11 protein-coding genes are annotated in these 16,210 nt (G+C 65.2%); 5 read left to right on the top strand and 6 right to left on the bottom strand.

Annotated features, from left to right (window positions below; translation table 11 throughout):
• Positions 1-32 precede the first annotated feature (32 nt).
• The 3 genes from AC1DD3_RS18215 to AC1DD3_RS18225 all read right to left on the bottom strand — a co-directional run bounded on the left by AC1DD3_RS18215 (position 33) and on the right by AC1DD3_RS18225 (position 3,143).
• Entirely contained in the window at positions 33-827 is a 795-nt protein-coding gene (locus tag AC1DD3_RS18215) for an ATP-binding cassette domain-containing protein (protein ID WP_230121293.1), read from the bottom strand.
• Positions 824-1,870: an ABC transporter permease gene (locus tag AC1DD3_RS18220; RefSeq protein WP_230121294.1), complete on the bottom strand. Its 1,047-nt coding sequence runs from the start codon at positions 1,868-1,870 to the stop codon at positions 824-826. The genes AC1DD3_RS18215 and AC1DD3_RS18220 overlap by 4 nt, the downstream gene beginning before the upstream one ends.
• Before the next feature lie 154 nt (positions 1,871-2,024).
• A complete protein-coding gene (locus AC1DD3_RS18225) occupies positions 2,025-3,143 on the bottom strand; it encodes a substrate-binding domain-containing protein (protein ID WP_230121295.1) in 1,119 nt (372 codons plus the stop codon).
• A gap of 165 nt (positions 3,144-3,308) precedes the next feature.
• Here AC1DD3_RS18225 and AC1DD3_RS18230 point away from each other — a divergent pair, with 165 nt between their 5' ends.
• Together AC1DD3_RS18230 and AC1DD3_RS18235 are read left to right on the top strand one after the other, a co-directional pair.
• The gene (locus AC1DD3_RS18230) at positions 3,309-4,307 is read left to right on the top strand and encodes a LacI family DNA-binding transcriptional regulator (RefSeq protein WP_230121303.1); all 999 of its coding nucleotides are present in this window, start codon (positions 3,309-3,311) and stop codon (positions 4,305-4,307) included.
• Between the two features lie 80 nt (positions 4,308-4,387).
• Positions 4,388-4,681, top strand: a complete 294-nt coding sequence (locus tag AC1DD3_RS18235; protein WP_230121296.1) for a putative quinol monooxygenase — start codon at positions 4,388-4,390, stop codon at positions 4,679-4,681.
• A gap of 267 nt (positions 4,682-4,948) precedes the next feature.
• Here the strand turns inward: AC1DD3_RS18235 and AC1DD3_RS18240 are convergent, their stop codons facing one another.
• The gene (locus AC1DD3_RS18240) at positions 4,949-7,567 is read right to left on the bottom strand and encodes a GH32 C-terminal domain-containing protein (protein ID WP_230121297.1); all 2,619 of its coding nucleotides are present in this window, start codon (positions 7,565-7,567) and stop codon (positions 4,949-4,951) included.
• A 233-nt stretch (positions 7,568-7,800) separates the two neighbouring features.
• Here AC1DD3_RS18240 and AC1DD3_RS18245 point away from each other — a divergent pair, with 233 nt between their 5' ends.
• Positions 7,801-8,139, top strand: coding sequence for a hypothetical protein (locus tag AC1DD3_RS18245; protein ID WP_230121298.1), 339 nt, complete (start codon positions 7,801-7,803; stop codon positions 8,137-8,139).
• A 215-nt stretch (positions 8,140-8,354) separates the two neighbouring features.
• On the top strand, positions 8,355-10,649 hold the full coding sequence (gene malQ, locus AC1DD3_RS18250) for a 4-alpha-glucanotransferase (RefSeq protein ID WP_230121299.1): 2,295 nt from the start codon (positions 8,355-8,357) through the stop codon (positions 10,647-10,649).
• 43 nt (positions 10,650-10,692) lie between these two features.
• On the opposite strand, the gene AC1DD3_RS18255 is transcribed toward malQ, so the two are convergent.
• Positions 10,693-13,506 carry an alpha-amylase family glycosyl hydrolase gene (locus tag AC1DD3_RS18255; protein ID WP_476882220.1) on the bottom strand — a complete coding sequence of 938 codons (2,814 nt, stop codon included), beginning with the start codon at positions 13,504-13,506 and terminating at the stop codon, positions 10,693-10,695.
• Positions 13,507-13,660: 154 nt separating this feature from the next.
• Positions 13,661-14,698, bottom strand: coding sequence for a lactonase family protein (locus AC1DD3_RS18260; protein WP_476882221.1), 1,038 nt, complete (start codon positions 14,696-14,698; stop codon positions 13,661-13,663).
• A 205-nt stretch (positions 14,699-14,903) separates the two neighbouring features.
• On the opposite strand from AC1DD3_RS18260, the gene AC1DD3_RS18265 reads away from it, so the two are divergent.
• Positions 14,904-15,794, top strand: a complete 891-nt coding sequence (locus AC1DD3_RS18265) for a putative protein N(5)-glutamine methyltransferase (RefSeq protein ID WP_476882222.1) — start codon at positions 14,904-14,906, stop codon at positions 15,792-15,794.
• Positions 15,795-16,210: the final 416 nt, after the last annotated feature.

Below are 16,210 nucleotides of genomic sequence, written 5' to 3' on the forward strand. Positions count from 1 at the left end.
AGTTGGGGGAGAGTCGGTGGTGCACTTCCGGACTAGGCGGTGGCCGCACCCGTCATGATTGCCACCGCATCGGTCATGCTGTGCGACTGCGGCGTGATGGTGGCCGCGCACTTGCCCAGGCGCTGGATGTGGATCCGGTCGGCCACGTCGAACACGTGGGGCATGTTGTGGCTGATCAGGATGACCGGCAGGCCCCTGTCCCGGAGGTCCCGGACCAGCTGCAGGACCTGGTTTGATTCCCGCACACCCAGGGCTGCTGTCGGCTCGTCGAGCACAACCACCTTGGAGCCAAACGCCGCGGCGCGGGCCACGGCGACAGCCTGGCGCTGGCCGCCGGAGAGGTTTTCCACCGGCACCGTCACGTCCTGGAGCGTGGAGATGCCGAGCCTGGTCAGCTCTTCCTTGGCTTTGCGGCGCATTCCCTTGGTATCGAGGACGCGGAAGATCTTACCCAGCGGTCCGGGAACCCGCTCTTCCCGCCCCAGGAACAGGTTGGAGGCGACGTCGAGTGCCGGTGACACGGCAAGGTTCTGGTAGACCGTTTCAATGCCGTGGACGCGGGCGTCCTGCGGGCGCTTGAAGTGGACCTGCTGGCCGGAAACGAACAACTCGCCCGAGTCAGGGACCTCGGCCCCGGTGAGGCACTTGATGAGCGTGGATTTTCCGGCGCCGTTGTCGCCAATGATCGCCAGGACTTCGCCCGGGTACAGGTCGAGGCTGACGCCGTCCAGGCCCACCACGCGGCCGAAGGTCTTGACGAGGTTCCTGGCCTGCAGGATCGGCTGGCGGACCTCGGTCTTGGCCGGCTGGAATTCTGTGGCGGTCATGATTTCACCTTTCGGATCCACTGGTCGATCGACACAGCGAGGATGATGAGGACGCCCACGGCGAGGGTCTGGTAGAGCACATCGAGGCCCGCCAGCGAGAGGCCGTTGCGGAACACCCCGACGATCAGCGCCCCGAGGAGGGAGCCCCAGATGGAGCCGCGCCCGCCGAAGAGGCTGGTTCCGCCGATGACGACGGCGGTGATGGAGTCGAGGTTCAGGTCCACGCCGGCGTTGGGGCTGGCTGCGTTCGTGCGGCCGATCTGGATCCACGCGCCGACGGCCAGCACGGCCCCGGCTGCGAGGTAAACGCTCATCAGGACCCGGTTCACCGGGATACCGGCCAGGCGGGCGGCTTCCTTGTCATCGCCCACCGCGTAGACGTGCCGGCCCCAGGCGGTCTTGCCGAGGATGAACGCGACCGCGATGTAGAGCAGGAGCATCATGACCACGCCGGTGGAGATCCGCACTGGGCCGACCGGGAACGTGCTGCCCATCCACGTCAGCAGGCCGGGCATGGCCGAGCCGCGGACTGTGGAGCCGCCGGAGTAGAGAAGCGTCACGGCGATGAAGATGTTCAGCGTTCCGAGCGTGACGATGAACGGAGGGAGCCGGAACCTGGTGACCAGGAAACCGTTCAGCGCCCCCGCCGCCAGACCCACGACGAGGCCGAGGAGCAGAGCGAGCGGAGCGGGCGTGCCGCTGCCGACGGCCAGCTGTGCCACCACCATGGAGGAGAGGATCATGACGGCGCCCACCGAGAGATCGATGCCGGCCGTGAGGATGATGAGGGTCTGGGCGATTGCGAGGGTTCCTACCACCGAGACCTGCTGGGTGATCAGGGACAGGTTCTCGACCCGCAGGAACCTCTCATTGAGGAGCCCGAAGACCACCACCGCAACAAGCAGGACAATGGCCGGGCTTAGTGCGGGATAGCGGTGGAGGATGTTGCGGATTCGGCTTAGCGGGGTCTGGCGGTCGAGGAATTCCTCGGCGGGGTCTGCATGCCCTGCGGTGGGCGGGCCTGCGGTCTGTTGCTGGGTCACTGTTGCTCCTGAACTTCAAGGTCCTGCTGGGGCTGGGGCTGGTTCGGCCGGGGCCGGTGCGGCGGCTGCTGCTTCTGCAGTCAATTCTCCTGCTGTGAACCGCGGGAAGATACTGAATTTTCAGCACCTTCCCGCGGTGTGAGGTTCACGCGGGCTACTTGCCCCAGCAGATCTTGGCGGCGTCGGACGTGGTGATGCTCTTGACGCCGTCGGCGGCCTTGTCCGTGACGAGTTCGACGCCGGTGTTATAGAAGTCCAGTCCTTCTGAGTTGGCTGGCTTCTTGCCGGTCTTGGCCAGCTCAACGATGGCCTTGACGCCCAGTTCCGCCATCTTCACCGGGTACTGCTGGGCAGTGGCGCCGATGACGCCGGCCTTGACGTTGTTGACGCCGGAGCAGCCGCCGTCAACGGAGACCACCAGCACGTCCTTTTCCTTGCCGGCGGACTTCAGCGCCTCGAAGGCACCGGCCGCAGCCGGCTCGTTGATGGTGTAGACCACGTTAACGTTCGGATTCTTGGCGAGGAGGGTTTCCATGGCGGTCCGGCCGCCGTCTTCGGCGCCCTGGGTTGCCTGGCTGCCCACGATCTCGTAGTCGCCGCCCTTGCCGCCGGTGTACTTGCCGGTCTTGGCCTCGTCACCGTTCTTCTTCTTGTCCGCGGTGTCGATGCCCAGGCCGGTGAGGAAGCCCTGGTCCCGGTTGTAGTCGACCGAGACAACCTTGTCATCGAACAGGTCCAGCAGCGCGATGGTGGCCTTCTTGCCGGCCAGCTGCGCGGCGGTCCACTTGCCGATCAGTTCACCTGCCGCGAAGTTGTCGGTGGCGAAAGTGATGTCGGCGGCGTCTGCCGGGTCCGGCGGAGTGTCCAGGGCGATGACGAACAGGCCGGCGTCCTTGGCTTTCTTCAGCGCATCCACGACGGAAGGGCCGTTGGGGGTGATGAGGATGCCTTTGTCGCCCTTGGAGATTGCATTTTCGATGGCCTGGATCTGCGTCTCCTCGTCGCCGTCGGCCTTGCCGGCCGCGAGCTTCAGGTCCACACCGTCGGCTTCGGCGGCCTTCTTTGCACCATCCTGCATGGAAACGAAGAACGGGTTCGAGGTGGTCTTAACAATCAGGGACACACCGACCTTCTCGGCCGAAGAGCTTCCGGACGACGAGGTGGATGGGGAACTCCCGCCACAAGCGGTGAGGCTGAGCGTGCCGAGGGTCAGGACTGCACCGATGGCAAGCAGGCGGTGGGCGACTGTCCGCGGGGCTTTGGAACTCAACATTGAATCTCCTGGTTTCGTGGCACTTCTGGTGCCTGACAACGATGTCATGCATCATGTAATCAAGATCACGGGGTACAGTCAAGAGAAATTTCGATGATGAAGGACCAGCCAATGACAACGGTGTCTAATCGTTACCAACCTGAAGCGACAAAGAACCGGCCCACGATGCGCCACGTCGCGGCACTGGCCGGCGTCGGCATCAAAACCGTCTCGCGGGTGATGAACGATGAACCGGGGGTGTCCGAGGCAACCCGCCAGCGCGTACTCGGCGCCTCCCAGCAGCTCAATTACCAGCTGGACATGGCAGCGGGAAGCCTTCGCCGGGCCGGTCGCCAGACCCTTTCCATCGGTCTCCTGCTGCCAAGCGTGTCCAACCCCTTCAGCGGCGAGATTCACCGCGCCCTGGAGGACTCCCTGACCGCCCGAGGCATTGCGGTCTTCGCCGCCAGCCTCGATGACGACCCGGAACGGGAGAAGGCCCTCGTTGCAGCTTTCCTGGGGCGGCGTGTCGACGGCCTGGTCCTGACGCCCATCGCGAAGAGCCAGTCTTACGTCATTCCAGAGCACTCACGCGACCTGCCCATGGTCTTCATCGACCGTGAACCGGTGGGCATTGAGGCGGACGCCGTGGTGACGGACAACGCTGTCGGAGCCGCCACGGCCGCCGGCCACCTGATTGCACACGGCCACAGGAAGCTTGCCTACCTGGGTGACCGCACAGACATCCAGACGGCCCGCGAACGCCGGCGCGGTTTCATTGAGGAACTCGGCCGGGCCGGCATCGCGACGTCCTCCGTTCCGGTGCTCGAAGGCCTCCACAACGAGGAGTCAGCCCGCCAGGCGGCCCTTGAGCTGCTCAGGTCCGACGATCCGCCCACCGCCATCTTCTCCAGCCAGAACCTCATCACGTTCGGTGTCATGCGTGCCCTCAAGGAGCTCGGTGCCAGCAGGAAAGTGGCACTCGTAGGGTTCGACGACTTCACCCTTTCGGACATGATGGATCCCGGCATCACCGTCATTGCCCAACATCCCGAGAGAATCGGGAAGCTCGCCGCAGAGCGGCTCCTGGCCAGGATCGACGGCGATGAACGGGCCCCGCAGACGTACGTTGTTCCGTCGGAGCTCATTGAGCGTGGATCAGGGGAACTCCGCCCACCGCACTGAACCGGGCCGCTCTTTGCCGGTCCGCCCTTGATCCGTCACGATTTCAACCACCCGTACCGAACCTTGAAGAGGAGAAAACCATGACCAAAACGCTGTACGCAGAATTTACCGTCAAGCCCGGAAGCGAAGACCGGGTAGCGGAAATGATGCGCGAACTGACAGACCACGTCCGCCGAGAACCGGGCAACCAACTGTTCCTGCCGTACACCCGGGAAACCAACCCCCGGGAGTACTTCGTCTTCGAGGTGTACGACGACGATGCCGCCTTCCAGGAGCACATCAGCGCCGATTATGGCGCCCGGTTCAACGGGGAACTCGCGGACCACATCGAGGAGGACGGCTCGGTCCTGACCTGGCTGCAGCCGGTCGCGTGAAGACGGGGGTCCCGCCCGAAAGCCGAAGACCCTGAGTCACGGCCCGAACCTGAACCCCAGGGTCACGCGCAAAGGCTGAAGCCTGGAACCACAGCCCGAAGGATGTGCACGGAGGAGTGAGCAAAAACGGCCGGTGCCCGCATCTGATGCGGGCACCGGCCGTTTTGCTTGGAGCGGATCAGGAATCCCAGCCCTTTCTCGAGTGCGGCCGGCGGTGGTTCCTCTGCAGCAGCTTCCCGCCCGGCCGCGGCCGTTGCCGCGGTTCGGCTACCGGCGGTTCTTCTTGACCGTCGGCGCCGGGACAAACATCGACTTGCTCAGCGGCGTGACGGACACGGACTTCAACTGCGCGGTGCCCCCCTCGGCAAACAGCGACACTTGGCTGGCTCCCTGTTCGGGGAAGACCTGGTCGGTGACGGTCCGCAGGCCGTTCTGCGCAAATACCTCCACTGATGACCGGTCAACGTAGATGCGCAGGGTCACGTTGCCGCTGGCATCCAGGCTGACGGGCGCCGAGTCAACCGACGCGAAGAGCGGGTGGAAGGCGGTATTTCCGGAGTTTCGCCGGTCCACGTACACCTCGCCCGCCGCCCTGTCATAGCCGATGACCGTGGAGGAATTGCCGTTGCCCAGCACGGTGATCCCCGCCTTCGCGGCCGTGCCGGGCGCGAGAGTGACGTCGATCCTTTGGACCTGGCCCCAGGCTGCTGGCGGCAGGGCCTGGGTGCCTGGGGTTATGCTCCGTGCCTTCTTTTCGGCGTAGCTCACCCTTGTGCCGAGGGCGTCCACCTGCTGGACGGCCTTCTGGGTCAGGCGGGGTCCGGCGGCGGTCTGCGTGAGGGCAACCTCGCGGGGTAGGGACATGGCGCTCCGCCACGGCGACGTGGGAATGCTGTTGGCGTAGTCCCAGTTGTTCATCCAGCCGAGCATGATGCGCTTGTCCTGCGGCATGTTGCCGAAGGAGACGGACGCGTAGTAGTCCCTGCCGTAGTCCAGCCAGTCATAGGTCTGCAGCCGGGGCGTGGCGGGCCGGGGTGACGCCACGAACTCATCGGCAAGAATGTGGCCCCAGCCGAACCGGTTGTTATCCACCACCCGGATGCTCGCCTGCCGCCCCTTGAACTCAGAGACGTTCCAGGACTCCCAGTCAAGGACTTCGCTGTTGGCGCCCGTGGCGCTGCGGACAACCTTCCCGTCGACCACGAGGTTGACAGTGGTTTCGTCGGAGCGGGGAACGGCAGCCTGGTCGGTGAGCATGACGTGGTCCAGCGTCAGGTGCCCCCAGCCGCCTGTGGCCTGGTCAACGACCCTGAGCTGCGCGGTCTGCCCGGCAAACGCCGAGACGTCCCAGCCTTTCCAGTTGAGGGCGCCGGCGTCGTCACCGGAGAGAGTCCGCACCACGGTGCCGTTCACCAGCAGTTGCACCTCGAGCACTTGTCCTGACCCTGCGTCTCGGTGCCCGCCTCCCACGAGCATGCTCATGAAGTTCCGGGACACAGTGAACGACGGCGATGTCATGGTTCCCTGCCTGTCGTCACCGGGTGCGCCTCCGGTGTCGAACGTGTTGATGCGCTTGGCGCCGATGTAGAAGTCCCCGCCTGCTGTTGAGGGTTGGAACGCGGGGGCCAGATCCGCCGTACCGGTCCAGCCGGCGTCGGCCAGGGTGGTTCCGTCAGGGACCTCGAAGCCGCTGAACAGCAAGTCGCCGGGAGGTGGCGTGTTGTCCAATTTGTCCGAGATACGCGGATGCTGCCCGCCGCCCACAAGGAAGTTGAGGTAATCGCTGTTCACGGTGAACGCCGGTGAGCTCATCGAGCCCAAGGGCCAGTCGCCGTCGTTAAAGGAATTGATGAGGCCGGCGCCGGCAAAGCCGGTGACGGCGTTCTGCCCAGCTAGTGCCCCGCCGGCCGGGGCGTCCGCAAACGGCCCGTTCTTCCAGTTCCCCGGCTCGTTGTTTGCTGTCCAGCCGTTGTAAGTGCCGTCGTTGAAGCCGGCCAGGGACGTCCCGGCCGGCAGCGAGTCGCTGGCCTTGGTTGACTCCGACTTAAAAGTGGTCCCGTCGAAGTTGCCCACGAAGTACTGGCCGGCTGAGCCTCCGGCCACGCCGCCCGGGTTGATGTTGACCACCATGACCCACTTAACCTTTGCGGGATCACCGTCGACCGCCAAGGGAAACAGGTCGGGGCATTCCCAGAGCCCTCCCGTGGCGTTCGCCGGCCCGAACTCGCTGAGGAGCGCCCAGTCCTTGAGGTTGCCGGACTTGTACAGGAGCACCTTGTGCTCGGTGGCCTCGACGGCGGCCATCACCCAGTAGCCGCCGCCGGTTGGGGACTTGTACCAGAAGACCTTGGGGTCGCGGAAGTTCGCGGAGTTGCGGTTGAGTACCGGGTTGGCGCTGTACTTGGTCCAGGTCTGACCTTGGTCCAGGCTGTAGGCGAGCGACTGCGCCTGGAGTCCTCTATACGGCGAGGCATCCTTGTAGGCGCTGGTGAAGACGGCCACCATGGGTGGGTTTGCAGCGGTACCGAAGCCGGATGTGTTGTCCCTGTCCACCACCACGCTTCCGGAGAAAATGTCCTGCTGGTCATCGGTGGGGATGGCCAGCGGCTGCTCCTTCCAATGTGCCAGGTCTGTGGACGTGGCATGGCCCCAGGACATGTTCCCCCACGTGTTTCCCGATGGGTTGTGCTGGTAAAACAGGTGGTAAACGCCGTTGTAGTAGACCATCCCGTTGGGATCGTTCATCCAGTTCTGTTGAGGCGTGAAGTGGATCGCTGGCCTGTACTGCTCGTCTCCAACTGCCTCCGCAGCCGACGCCGGACCCGCCCCGGCCAGTGCCGCGGCCAGGGTGAGTCCCACCAGAGTCAGGGCAGAACATGTCTGCATTATTCGAGATTTTTTGCTGTGCATTTCGCTGGGGTCGCCCTTCATTGCGCGTGCCTTTATCCAAGACAACGTTGTCAGTGTGTGGAACGCTAAATTAAGTCCACGAGACAAGTCAACGGATTTACAAGGACTCCCATTGACACATCGGCGCCCGTTCAAATCTGACACCGTTGTCCACGCGGACTGTTCGGCCGCGGCGCACACCGAGGCGGCCGGTTGTTAGTGTGGGAAGCATGAAACGACGTCTCCTCGCTCTCGCCATGGTTCCCACGCTGCTGCTTCTGGCGGGGTGCGGCCAAGCTCAGGAGGCCGTGCAGAATGCGGCCAGCTCGGCCGCGTCCGGAGTTGCCAACGCCGCGGCAGACCAAGTCAAAAGCCAGATCTGCGCGTTGCTGAAGGACGGCCTCGTCAGCGCCTCGGACAAGGCCGCGCTCACCGGACTCGTGGCCGGTGCCGATACCGCGGGGGTTCCGTCCGAGATCACCGCCCCGTTGAAAGAGATCGCCCAAGCCGGGGACGAAGTGCCCAGCGAATCGGTGAAACAGCTGCAGAAGGCGTGCGCTGCCGGCTGATTCCGCGGTAGCCCCGACCTGTGCTGACGGGCCCGCAGTCGCTTGAGAGCGGCCTGGGGGTGCCGGGCGCCCCGCCCGGCCGTCCGTGGGTGTGGCCCCTGTCCCTCCCCGCCCTGCAATAATCGGAACCAAGCGTTGCCTGGCAGCCGAATAGCGCCGGTCGCAACGGGAGCACTGCAAGTTTTGGCCGATCTAAGCAGACGAGGCGGACATCAATGAAGGCTTCCAGCCAGCAGCAAGCGCCAGGTTCCGGAGTAGCAGCAGATCCATCTGCTGCTACTCCGGCAGCGGGAGTCCATGCGCCCGGCAGTTCCGCTGACGCCGAAGCAGCCGGCTCCGCCCCTGCTGACGCCGAAGCAGCCGCCGCCCCAGCTGGCACCGGTTCCGTGAGCCCCGAGCTGTTGCACTGGCTCGCAGACGCCCACGGCGTGGGGACCACCTATCAGGGCTGGGACGGGCTTCCGCACGAAGTTGCACCCGCAACGTTGATCCGTGTCCTGGCGGCCCTTGGGGTCCAGGCCCACACCGACCAGCTCATCGAGCATGCCCTGGCCGAAGCGGAACTGGCGCCGTGGCGGCGGATGCTGCCTCCCGCCGTCGTGGTTCAGGAAGGGACACCCGTCCAGGTGCCGGTGCACGTCAGGAACGGTTCCGCCGTCCGTGTCAGCGTCATTACCGAGGACGGGCGTGAGCTCGATGCCCCGCAGCAGGACATCTGGATAGAGCCGCGCGATGTCGACGGCGTGACTACCGGCCGCGCAACCTTTGAGATGCCGGCGAACACCGGACAAGGCTGGCACACGCTTCGCGCGGAGTCGGAGGGCAAGGTTGCCGAGGCCACCCTTGTGGTGGTTCCGTCGAGGCTGACCACTGCCGCGCCGCTCGAGGAGCGCCGCGGCTGGGGCCTGGCCACGCAGCTGTATTCGGCGCGGTCCAAGCGGTCCTGGGGTGTGGGCGACTTCGCCGACCTGGCCGAGCTTGCGGCGCTTGCCGGTTCCCGCGGCGCCGACTACGTGCTCGTGAACCCGCTTCACGCGGCTGACCCCGTGCCTCCGGTGGAGCCTTCGCCTTACTCACCGTCCACCCGCCGCTTTTTCAACCCGCTCTACCTCCGTATCGAGTCGATTCCGGAGCTGGCGTACCTGAAGCCGAAGAAGCAGGCTGTGGTCCACGGCCTGATGAAGCAGGCGCGGAAACTGAACAACGACTCCTCGCGGCTGGACCGGGACACGGCGTATGGCGCCAAGCTGGCTGCGCTGGAGTTGCTCTACGGGGTCCGCCGTTCGCCCTCCCGGCAGCGTGCATTCGGGGAATTTTGCCGCGGGGCCGGGACCGGGCTGGATGACTTCGCCCTGTGGTGCGCCATCCGGGAAGATATCGACGCCGGCGATCCGTTCTGGACCGATCCTGCGGCAGCCCTGGGCTCTCCTCTCGTGGAGAAGTTGCGGATCGAACTTTCGGACCGGATCGATTTCCACCGCTGGCTTCAGTGGCTCTGCGATGAACAGCTCGAGTTCGCCCAGGCCGCAGCCAAGCGCGCCGGAATGCGCCTCGGAGTCGTGCATGACCTCGCCGTCGGGGTGGACCTCCAAAGCTCCGACGCCTGGACACTTAAGGGAGTCCTTGCCTCCGGCGTCAGCGTCGGGGCGCCCCCGGACATGTACAACCAGCTGGGGCAGGACTGGCACCAGCCGCCATGGCATCCCACCCGCCTGGCCGAGGCCGGCTACCGGCCCTTCCGCGAGATGCTGGCAACGATTCTGCGGCATTCGGGCGGGATCCGGGTTGACCACATTCTGGGGTTTTTCCGCCTCTGGTGGGTGCCCGCGGGCAACTCTCCGGAGAACGGGGCCTACGTCCGCTTCGACCATGACGCCATGATCGGCGTCCTCGCGCTTGAGGCGCAGCGTGCCGGCGCCGTGGTGATCGGGGAGGACCTGGGCACCTTTGAGCCGTGGGTCCGCGACTACCTTGCCGCCCGCGGCATCCTGGGGACCTCCATTTTGTGGTTTGAGAACGACGGCGATGCTCCGCTCGCACCCGAAAAGTACCGTCTGCAGGCACTCTCCAGCGTGAACACCCATGACCTTCCGCCGACGGCGGGCTACCTCGCCGGCGACCACGTGACGCTTCGCAGCGGGCTGGGGCTGCTGGAGCGGTCAGCGGAGGAGGAGCGCATCGACCACAACGCGACGCTCGAAAAGATGATGCTGCTGCTTCGGCAGCGCGGGCTGCTCCCGGCCGATGGCGCCGGTACGGAGGAGGAACGGATCGAGGCCCTGCACCGCTTGCTGGCGCAGACCCCGTCCGTACTGCTTGGCGTGGCACTCGTGGACGCCGTGGGGGAGCGCAGGGTGCAGAACCAGCCGGGGACAACGTCTGCCCAGTACCCCAACTGGCAGGTTCCGCTGGCCGATTCCGACGGTGACTCCGTGCTGATCGACAGCCTGGACGGGAACGACCGGTTCAACTCCCTCCTGGCGGCGGTAGAGGAATCGATCCGCGGGTAGTCTGCGGCCGGACGGTGGGCCTGCGCGCGAAAGCCGGGCCGCCTCAGCTGGCCGTGATCACGTGCGTGGTGTGGTTGTACCGGAAGGTGACCGGGCCGCCGTCGTGGTTCAAAACGATGTTCGAACCGTTAGGCGCCCCGTCCTGGCCATAGTTCTCGTCCCAGGAACCGTTGATGGCCGCCTTGAACTCATAGGTGCCCGCGGGCATGTCCGCGGTCAGCTTCCAGACGCGGTTAACCGGATCGAATGTCATAAACGCCGACGTGCACGCCGGCTGCCAGTCGTCCGGGCAGCCCATCTCGCTGTTCAGGCTGCCTGCAACAGTGACCGACTGGGGCTGCGGGGCGGCTCCTACCACCACGGTCCGCACGCCGCTGGCCACCTTGAAGCCAGGGCCGCTCATCGTCGCCCGGTAGCTCACTTTGGTACCGTCGGCGAGGTTCAGTGCAGCCACGTCATCAACCACGGTGTAATCGGGGGATGAACCATCATCCGATCCGATGGCCGTCCAGGGACCTCCGGCCACACTCCGTTCGAAGCCCACCACGTGGCTGGCTTTTTCCGGATCGGCGGTGGCAACAACTTCCGCAGTGCCTTGAACGGTGCTTCCTTCCTTGGGCTGCTGGATGGTCAGCACCGGCGCGGGCACGGTGGCGGTGCGCGGGCTGCTGACCGACGTGTGGCCCCCGTTGTCCAGGAGGACTGCCCGATACTTCAACGCCGTCCCGGGTTTGAGCCCCGCAACATCGTGGAAGACCCGGTAAGGCGCAGTGTCATCGGTGCCGATGGACTCCCAGTCCCCGCCAGCCGTTTTCGCCTGGAAGGTGACCTCGTAGAACGACGAGCCGTCGACGTCGGCCGTTACCTGCATCCGGCCATTGTCACCTTGCGACGTGGCACCGGCTGCCGCCGCAGCCGGTGCCTGCAGCGAGATAGCCGGGGCCGCCTTCGAGTGCGGAATGCGGCCGGAGGACTTGTAGACCACGGCGGACAGCGGCGGAACCGTGACGGTCAGCTTGCCTTCAGGCGAGGTTTTGGATTCGGCCGCGGCGTCTCCGTAGACCAGGCTGTAGGCGCGCTTCGCAATGTAGGTGGGGACTGACGCCGTCCGGGGCTGCTCGCTGTTGTTCAGCGCCACCACGTACTCGCGCTGGTCCTTGGCGTCGGTGCGCGAGAACGCGTAGATCCCGGGGCCGTCCGACGCGTAACGGTGCTGGTGGGCACCGTTCCGCAGTGCCGGGTGGTCCTTCGTCAGCTTGGCGAGTTCGCTGATCTTGCCGTACAGCGGGTGCCCGGTGTTGAAGTTGTCGGTGGCGTGGGTAGCATCGGTGCCGAGCAGATCGTCGTCGAGGTAATCGGGCACCTGGCTCGCGAACAGTGTCTGGCGTGCGTCCTGGTCTCCGCCGGGGCCGGTGAAGCCCTGCTCATCGCCGTAGTAGACCACCGGGTTTCCACGCGAGAAGTACATCAGCTCGTGGGCGAGCCCGTCGCGGGCAACACGTTCGGCGTCGTCCGCGTCCGGGTTGTCCGAGCTGATGAAGCTGCCGATCCTGCCCATGTCGTGGTTCCCCAGGAAGGTGGGCAGCTCATACACGTTCGAGTCGGCGTCTGTGTACCAGTCGTCCCCGGCGAAGAACGTCTCCAGCTGCCGGGCATTCTGGCCGCGGGACGCGAAATTGCGGGCAGCCTCCTGGAAAGGAAAGTCCAGCACCGCCTGCATCTTGTCGCGGGTGGTGAACTGGGAGGTGAAGCTCTTGGAAGTGTCAAACACTTCGCCGAACATGAAGAACTCGTCCTTCCCCTGCGCTTTCGCATAGCTGAGGACATCCGGGCCGAACTGTTGCCAGAACTCGTCGTTCACGTGCTTCATGGTGTCGATGCGGAAGCCGTCCACGCCGAAATCCTTGATCCATGTTTCGTAGACCTCCGTCATTCCCTTCACCACGGCGGGGTGCTCGGTGAACAGGTCGTCCAGGCCGAAGAAGTCGCCGTAAGAGGAGTTCTCACCGGCGAAGGTGGTGTCCCCGCGGTTGTGGTAGAGCGTGGGATCGTTGAGCCAGCTCGGCACCTTGAGGTTCTTCTCTGCCGGGTCCAGGACCGGCGTGTAGGGGAAGGACCTCTCAGCGTCAAGCTTGGGGAAGTCCGCCTTGCCGGCGTAATCGCGGTCATCGAACGCCACGCCCGCTGCCGTGCGGTAGGGCGCCTCGTCCTTGGAAACGTAGCCGGTGCGGGCGCCTTCCTTGTAGCCGATGACATCCGCCGTGTGGTTGGTGATGATGTCGAAGTACACCTTCATGCCGCGTGCATGGGCCTCATCGATGAGTTTCTTGAGTTCGGCGTTGGTGCCCAGATGCGGGTCGATCTGGGTGAAGTCCGTGACCCAGTAACCGTGGTAGCCGGCGGAGTTGTCCTCCGGCTGCACGGCCTTGTTCTTGAAGCTTGGTGTCAGCCAGATGGATGTGGTTCCCAGCCCCTGGATGTAGTCGATCTTGTCCAGCAGGCCGGTCAGGTCGCCGCCGTTGTAGAAGCCCTTGCGCTTGGGGTCGAAGCCGGACACCATCGGATCCGGACCGAGTCCGCCGTCGTCGTTGGCCGCGTCACCGTTGCTGAACCTGTCCGCCATGACGAAGTAGAAGTTCTCGTCCGTGACCGGGGCCCGCAGGGCATGAAGGCCCGACGGCGGCCGGTCACCTGATGGCGACCCGGGCCCCTTTGCGCCCGGTGCCGCTTGGGCGGGAAGCGCGGCGGCCGCCAGGAGAACCAGGGCGGATGCTGTGGCCGCGACGGCACGGGGGAGGCCAGACGGGCCCGCGTCTGCACGCGTGCGCAAGAGGAATTGGACAGGGTTGGTGAACATGGCTGAAAACCTTCCGCGAAGCGACTCTGCTTGTCCCGGTCCAGCCGGGTGACCTGCGTGACGACCTGCCCAGGCCTCAGAAGCCATCATTACAACGGTTTATGCACTCCCGTAATAGGAGTGACGAATCCTGTATTGGGTTTGTCGATTCGGTTTAGCTTGCCACAACCAAGGCCGTAGGGGAACCCGCCACCAAGCGGTGGCGCACGTCGCCGGGTAAACCGGATTCGGGGTCAAGCCGGAAAGTTGTCACGTCGTGGGAACGCTCATGGGCGACGTGAAGCCAGCCGTTGCGGACCAAGTGATGTCTGGGCCAATCGCCTCCGCTCGGATAGTCCGCGACAGGGCGAAGTTGCCCCGACGTTGCGTGGACCTCCAGCACACAGATCCGGTTGGAACCGCGAACTCCTACATACACATGGTGCCCGGCGGGGGAGAGGGCGATCTCCGCTGCCGAATCGCCTTCCTGGGCTCCGCCCGCCGTTGCCGGACCTTCGCCGACGAGCTCGAACCGTCCGGTGCCGGACGCGGCCCGCACGGCAAAAACCTCGATGGAGTACTCGGAGACTACGAATACGGTTCCGTCGGCATGCTGCACCAGATGGCGGGGGCCGCTGTCCTTGGGAAGTAGCACCTCGTGATCCAGTGACAGACCAGCCTCGGGGAGGTACTGCCACACCCGAAGCAGGTCGTGACCCAGGTCCGTGGTCATGACCCGGCCGTCGGCGAGCATCAGGCCGGCGTGGGCACGGCTTGGCCGGCCGCCGTCGTAGGGATCCGCAGAAGGTGCCGCTGAGAAGCGGGCGGTGATGGCGCCGTCGTCATCCAGTTCGTAGAGCAGCACCTGCCCGTCGCCCCAGCAGGCAACAACAAGAAACCTGCTGCGGGGATCGACGGCCACATGGCAGGGAGCCTCGCCGGCAGGCCACGGCTCGCCGAAGGCTTCCAGGCCGAACTCGCCGCGTCGGCGATACGCCTGCACCGACTGCACGCTCTCACCGACGGCGTAGACCACGGGCAGGGCGGGATGCGCGGCCAGGAACGACGGCGAATCCGCCTTCGCAGCGGTGCCGCGCCAGATGAGGGTTCCGTCAGGAGCCACCGAGATGGCTCCGATGCCGGCGCCGTTCCCACCGCTGTCAGCAGTGTACGAGCCGGTCCAGATGAGCGGGTGGTCTTCGCTGGGCGTCATGGCTCCATCTTGCCAACGACTGCCCGGTTCCGGGTCAGCTAACATGAAGATTCGCAAGCGTCGAAGTGTGCGCCGCTTTGGAGAGCCAGGGGAGGTGAGAACCATTAGCGCAATGCCAGTCGGGGTTCTCCCTGCCCGCCGCCGTCCGGACCGCCGGGGCTAGCCGATGCGCGGAGTGCCCATCTTTCAACCGAAGGACGCTCCCATGCCGTTTGCGCATCCATCTCTTTCCCGTTCTGCCGTCACCGCCCAGCTTCGCGCCGCAGGCTGTGTCTTCGCCGAGGACGAAGCCGAACTCCTTTTTGCTGCCCCGTTCACCCCAGCGGAGCTGGCCACAGCCGTCGAGCGGCGGGTTGTGGGCTTTCCACTCGAACACATTCTGGGCTGGGCGGAGTTCTGCGGTCTGCGGATTGCAGTGGAGCCCGGGGTCTTCGTTCCTCGCCGCCGCACGGAACTCCTGGTCCGCGAAGCCGCCGCGCTCCTGAGAGCGAAGTCCGCGGTTTCTGTGACCGCGGCAGGGGCAACGCCGGCAAGTTCGAAAGGCAGCCGTTCGGCGCCTTTTGCTGGCGATCGGGGCTCCGGCGAGGGCTCGGTCGTGGTGGACCTTTGCTGCGGCTCGGGAGCTGTAGGCAGGGCGCTGGCGGCACTCGTGACGGGCATCCAGCTGCACGCTTCCGACGTCGACCCTGTTGCGGTGCGCTGTGCGCAGCGAAATGTTGATCCCGTCGGCGGCAGCGTCTATGAAGGCGATCTGTACTCGGCTCTGCCCGCTCGAATTAGAGGGAACATAGACATCCTCGCCGTCAACGCACCCTACGTGCCCACGGAGTCCATCAGCAGCATGCCCCACGAAGCCCGCGCCCACGAGCCGACGGTGTCCCTCGACGGCGGGCCGGACGGAGTCGATATCCAGCGGAAGGTAGCGGCCGCAGCGCGTACATGGCTTAGGCCCGGAGGTCACCTGCTCATCGAAACGAGCCGACGCCAAGCGAAGCTGACTGCAACAGCTGTGGCCCAGGGTGGGTTGACGCCTCGCATTGCCAGGTCTGATGAGTTGGACGCCACCGTGGTTGTAGGACTGCGGCCCCTACTGTAAGCCACCACTATAGGCTGCCTGCTCGCGTAGTCGGCGCTGTGGGTGGCCCTGCTGCCGTGCTTCGGCACCTGCGGCACGGAGACCACAGAATAACCGTCACGCGGGCGGGCAGCGCCCGCAATCACGGCAAACCTTGCTTTCCGCTCTGCCCCCAGTCATACGTCCTGCCGCATAGTCCGTGAACTGCCAACCGATCGAGTGCCTCGAAATCAACACCGCACATGAGCCTCCTGCTACGCACCGCATCTGGCTTGAGCGCACCTGGGCGGGACTGTCCGATAAACGGTGTGTGGGTCCGGCCGGTTTTCATTAGTGAATGGTTCTTTCGAACCGGCCGGCGAAGGTAATCGCGAACGCGTTCAGCGCAGGCTTCCACCTCATCACCCAGCGTGCCCGACCGCCGCCGGTAGGATCAA

It is taken from the genome of Arthrobacter sp. 05T444, assembly GCF_056395905.1.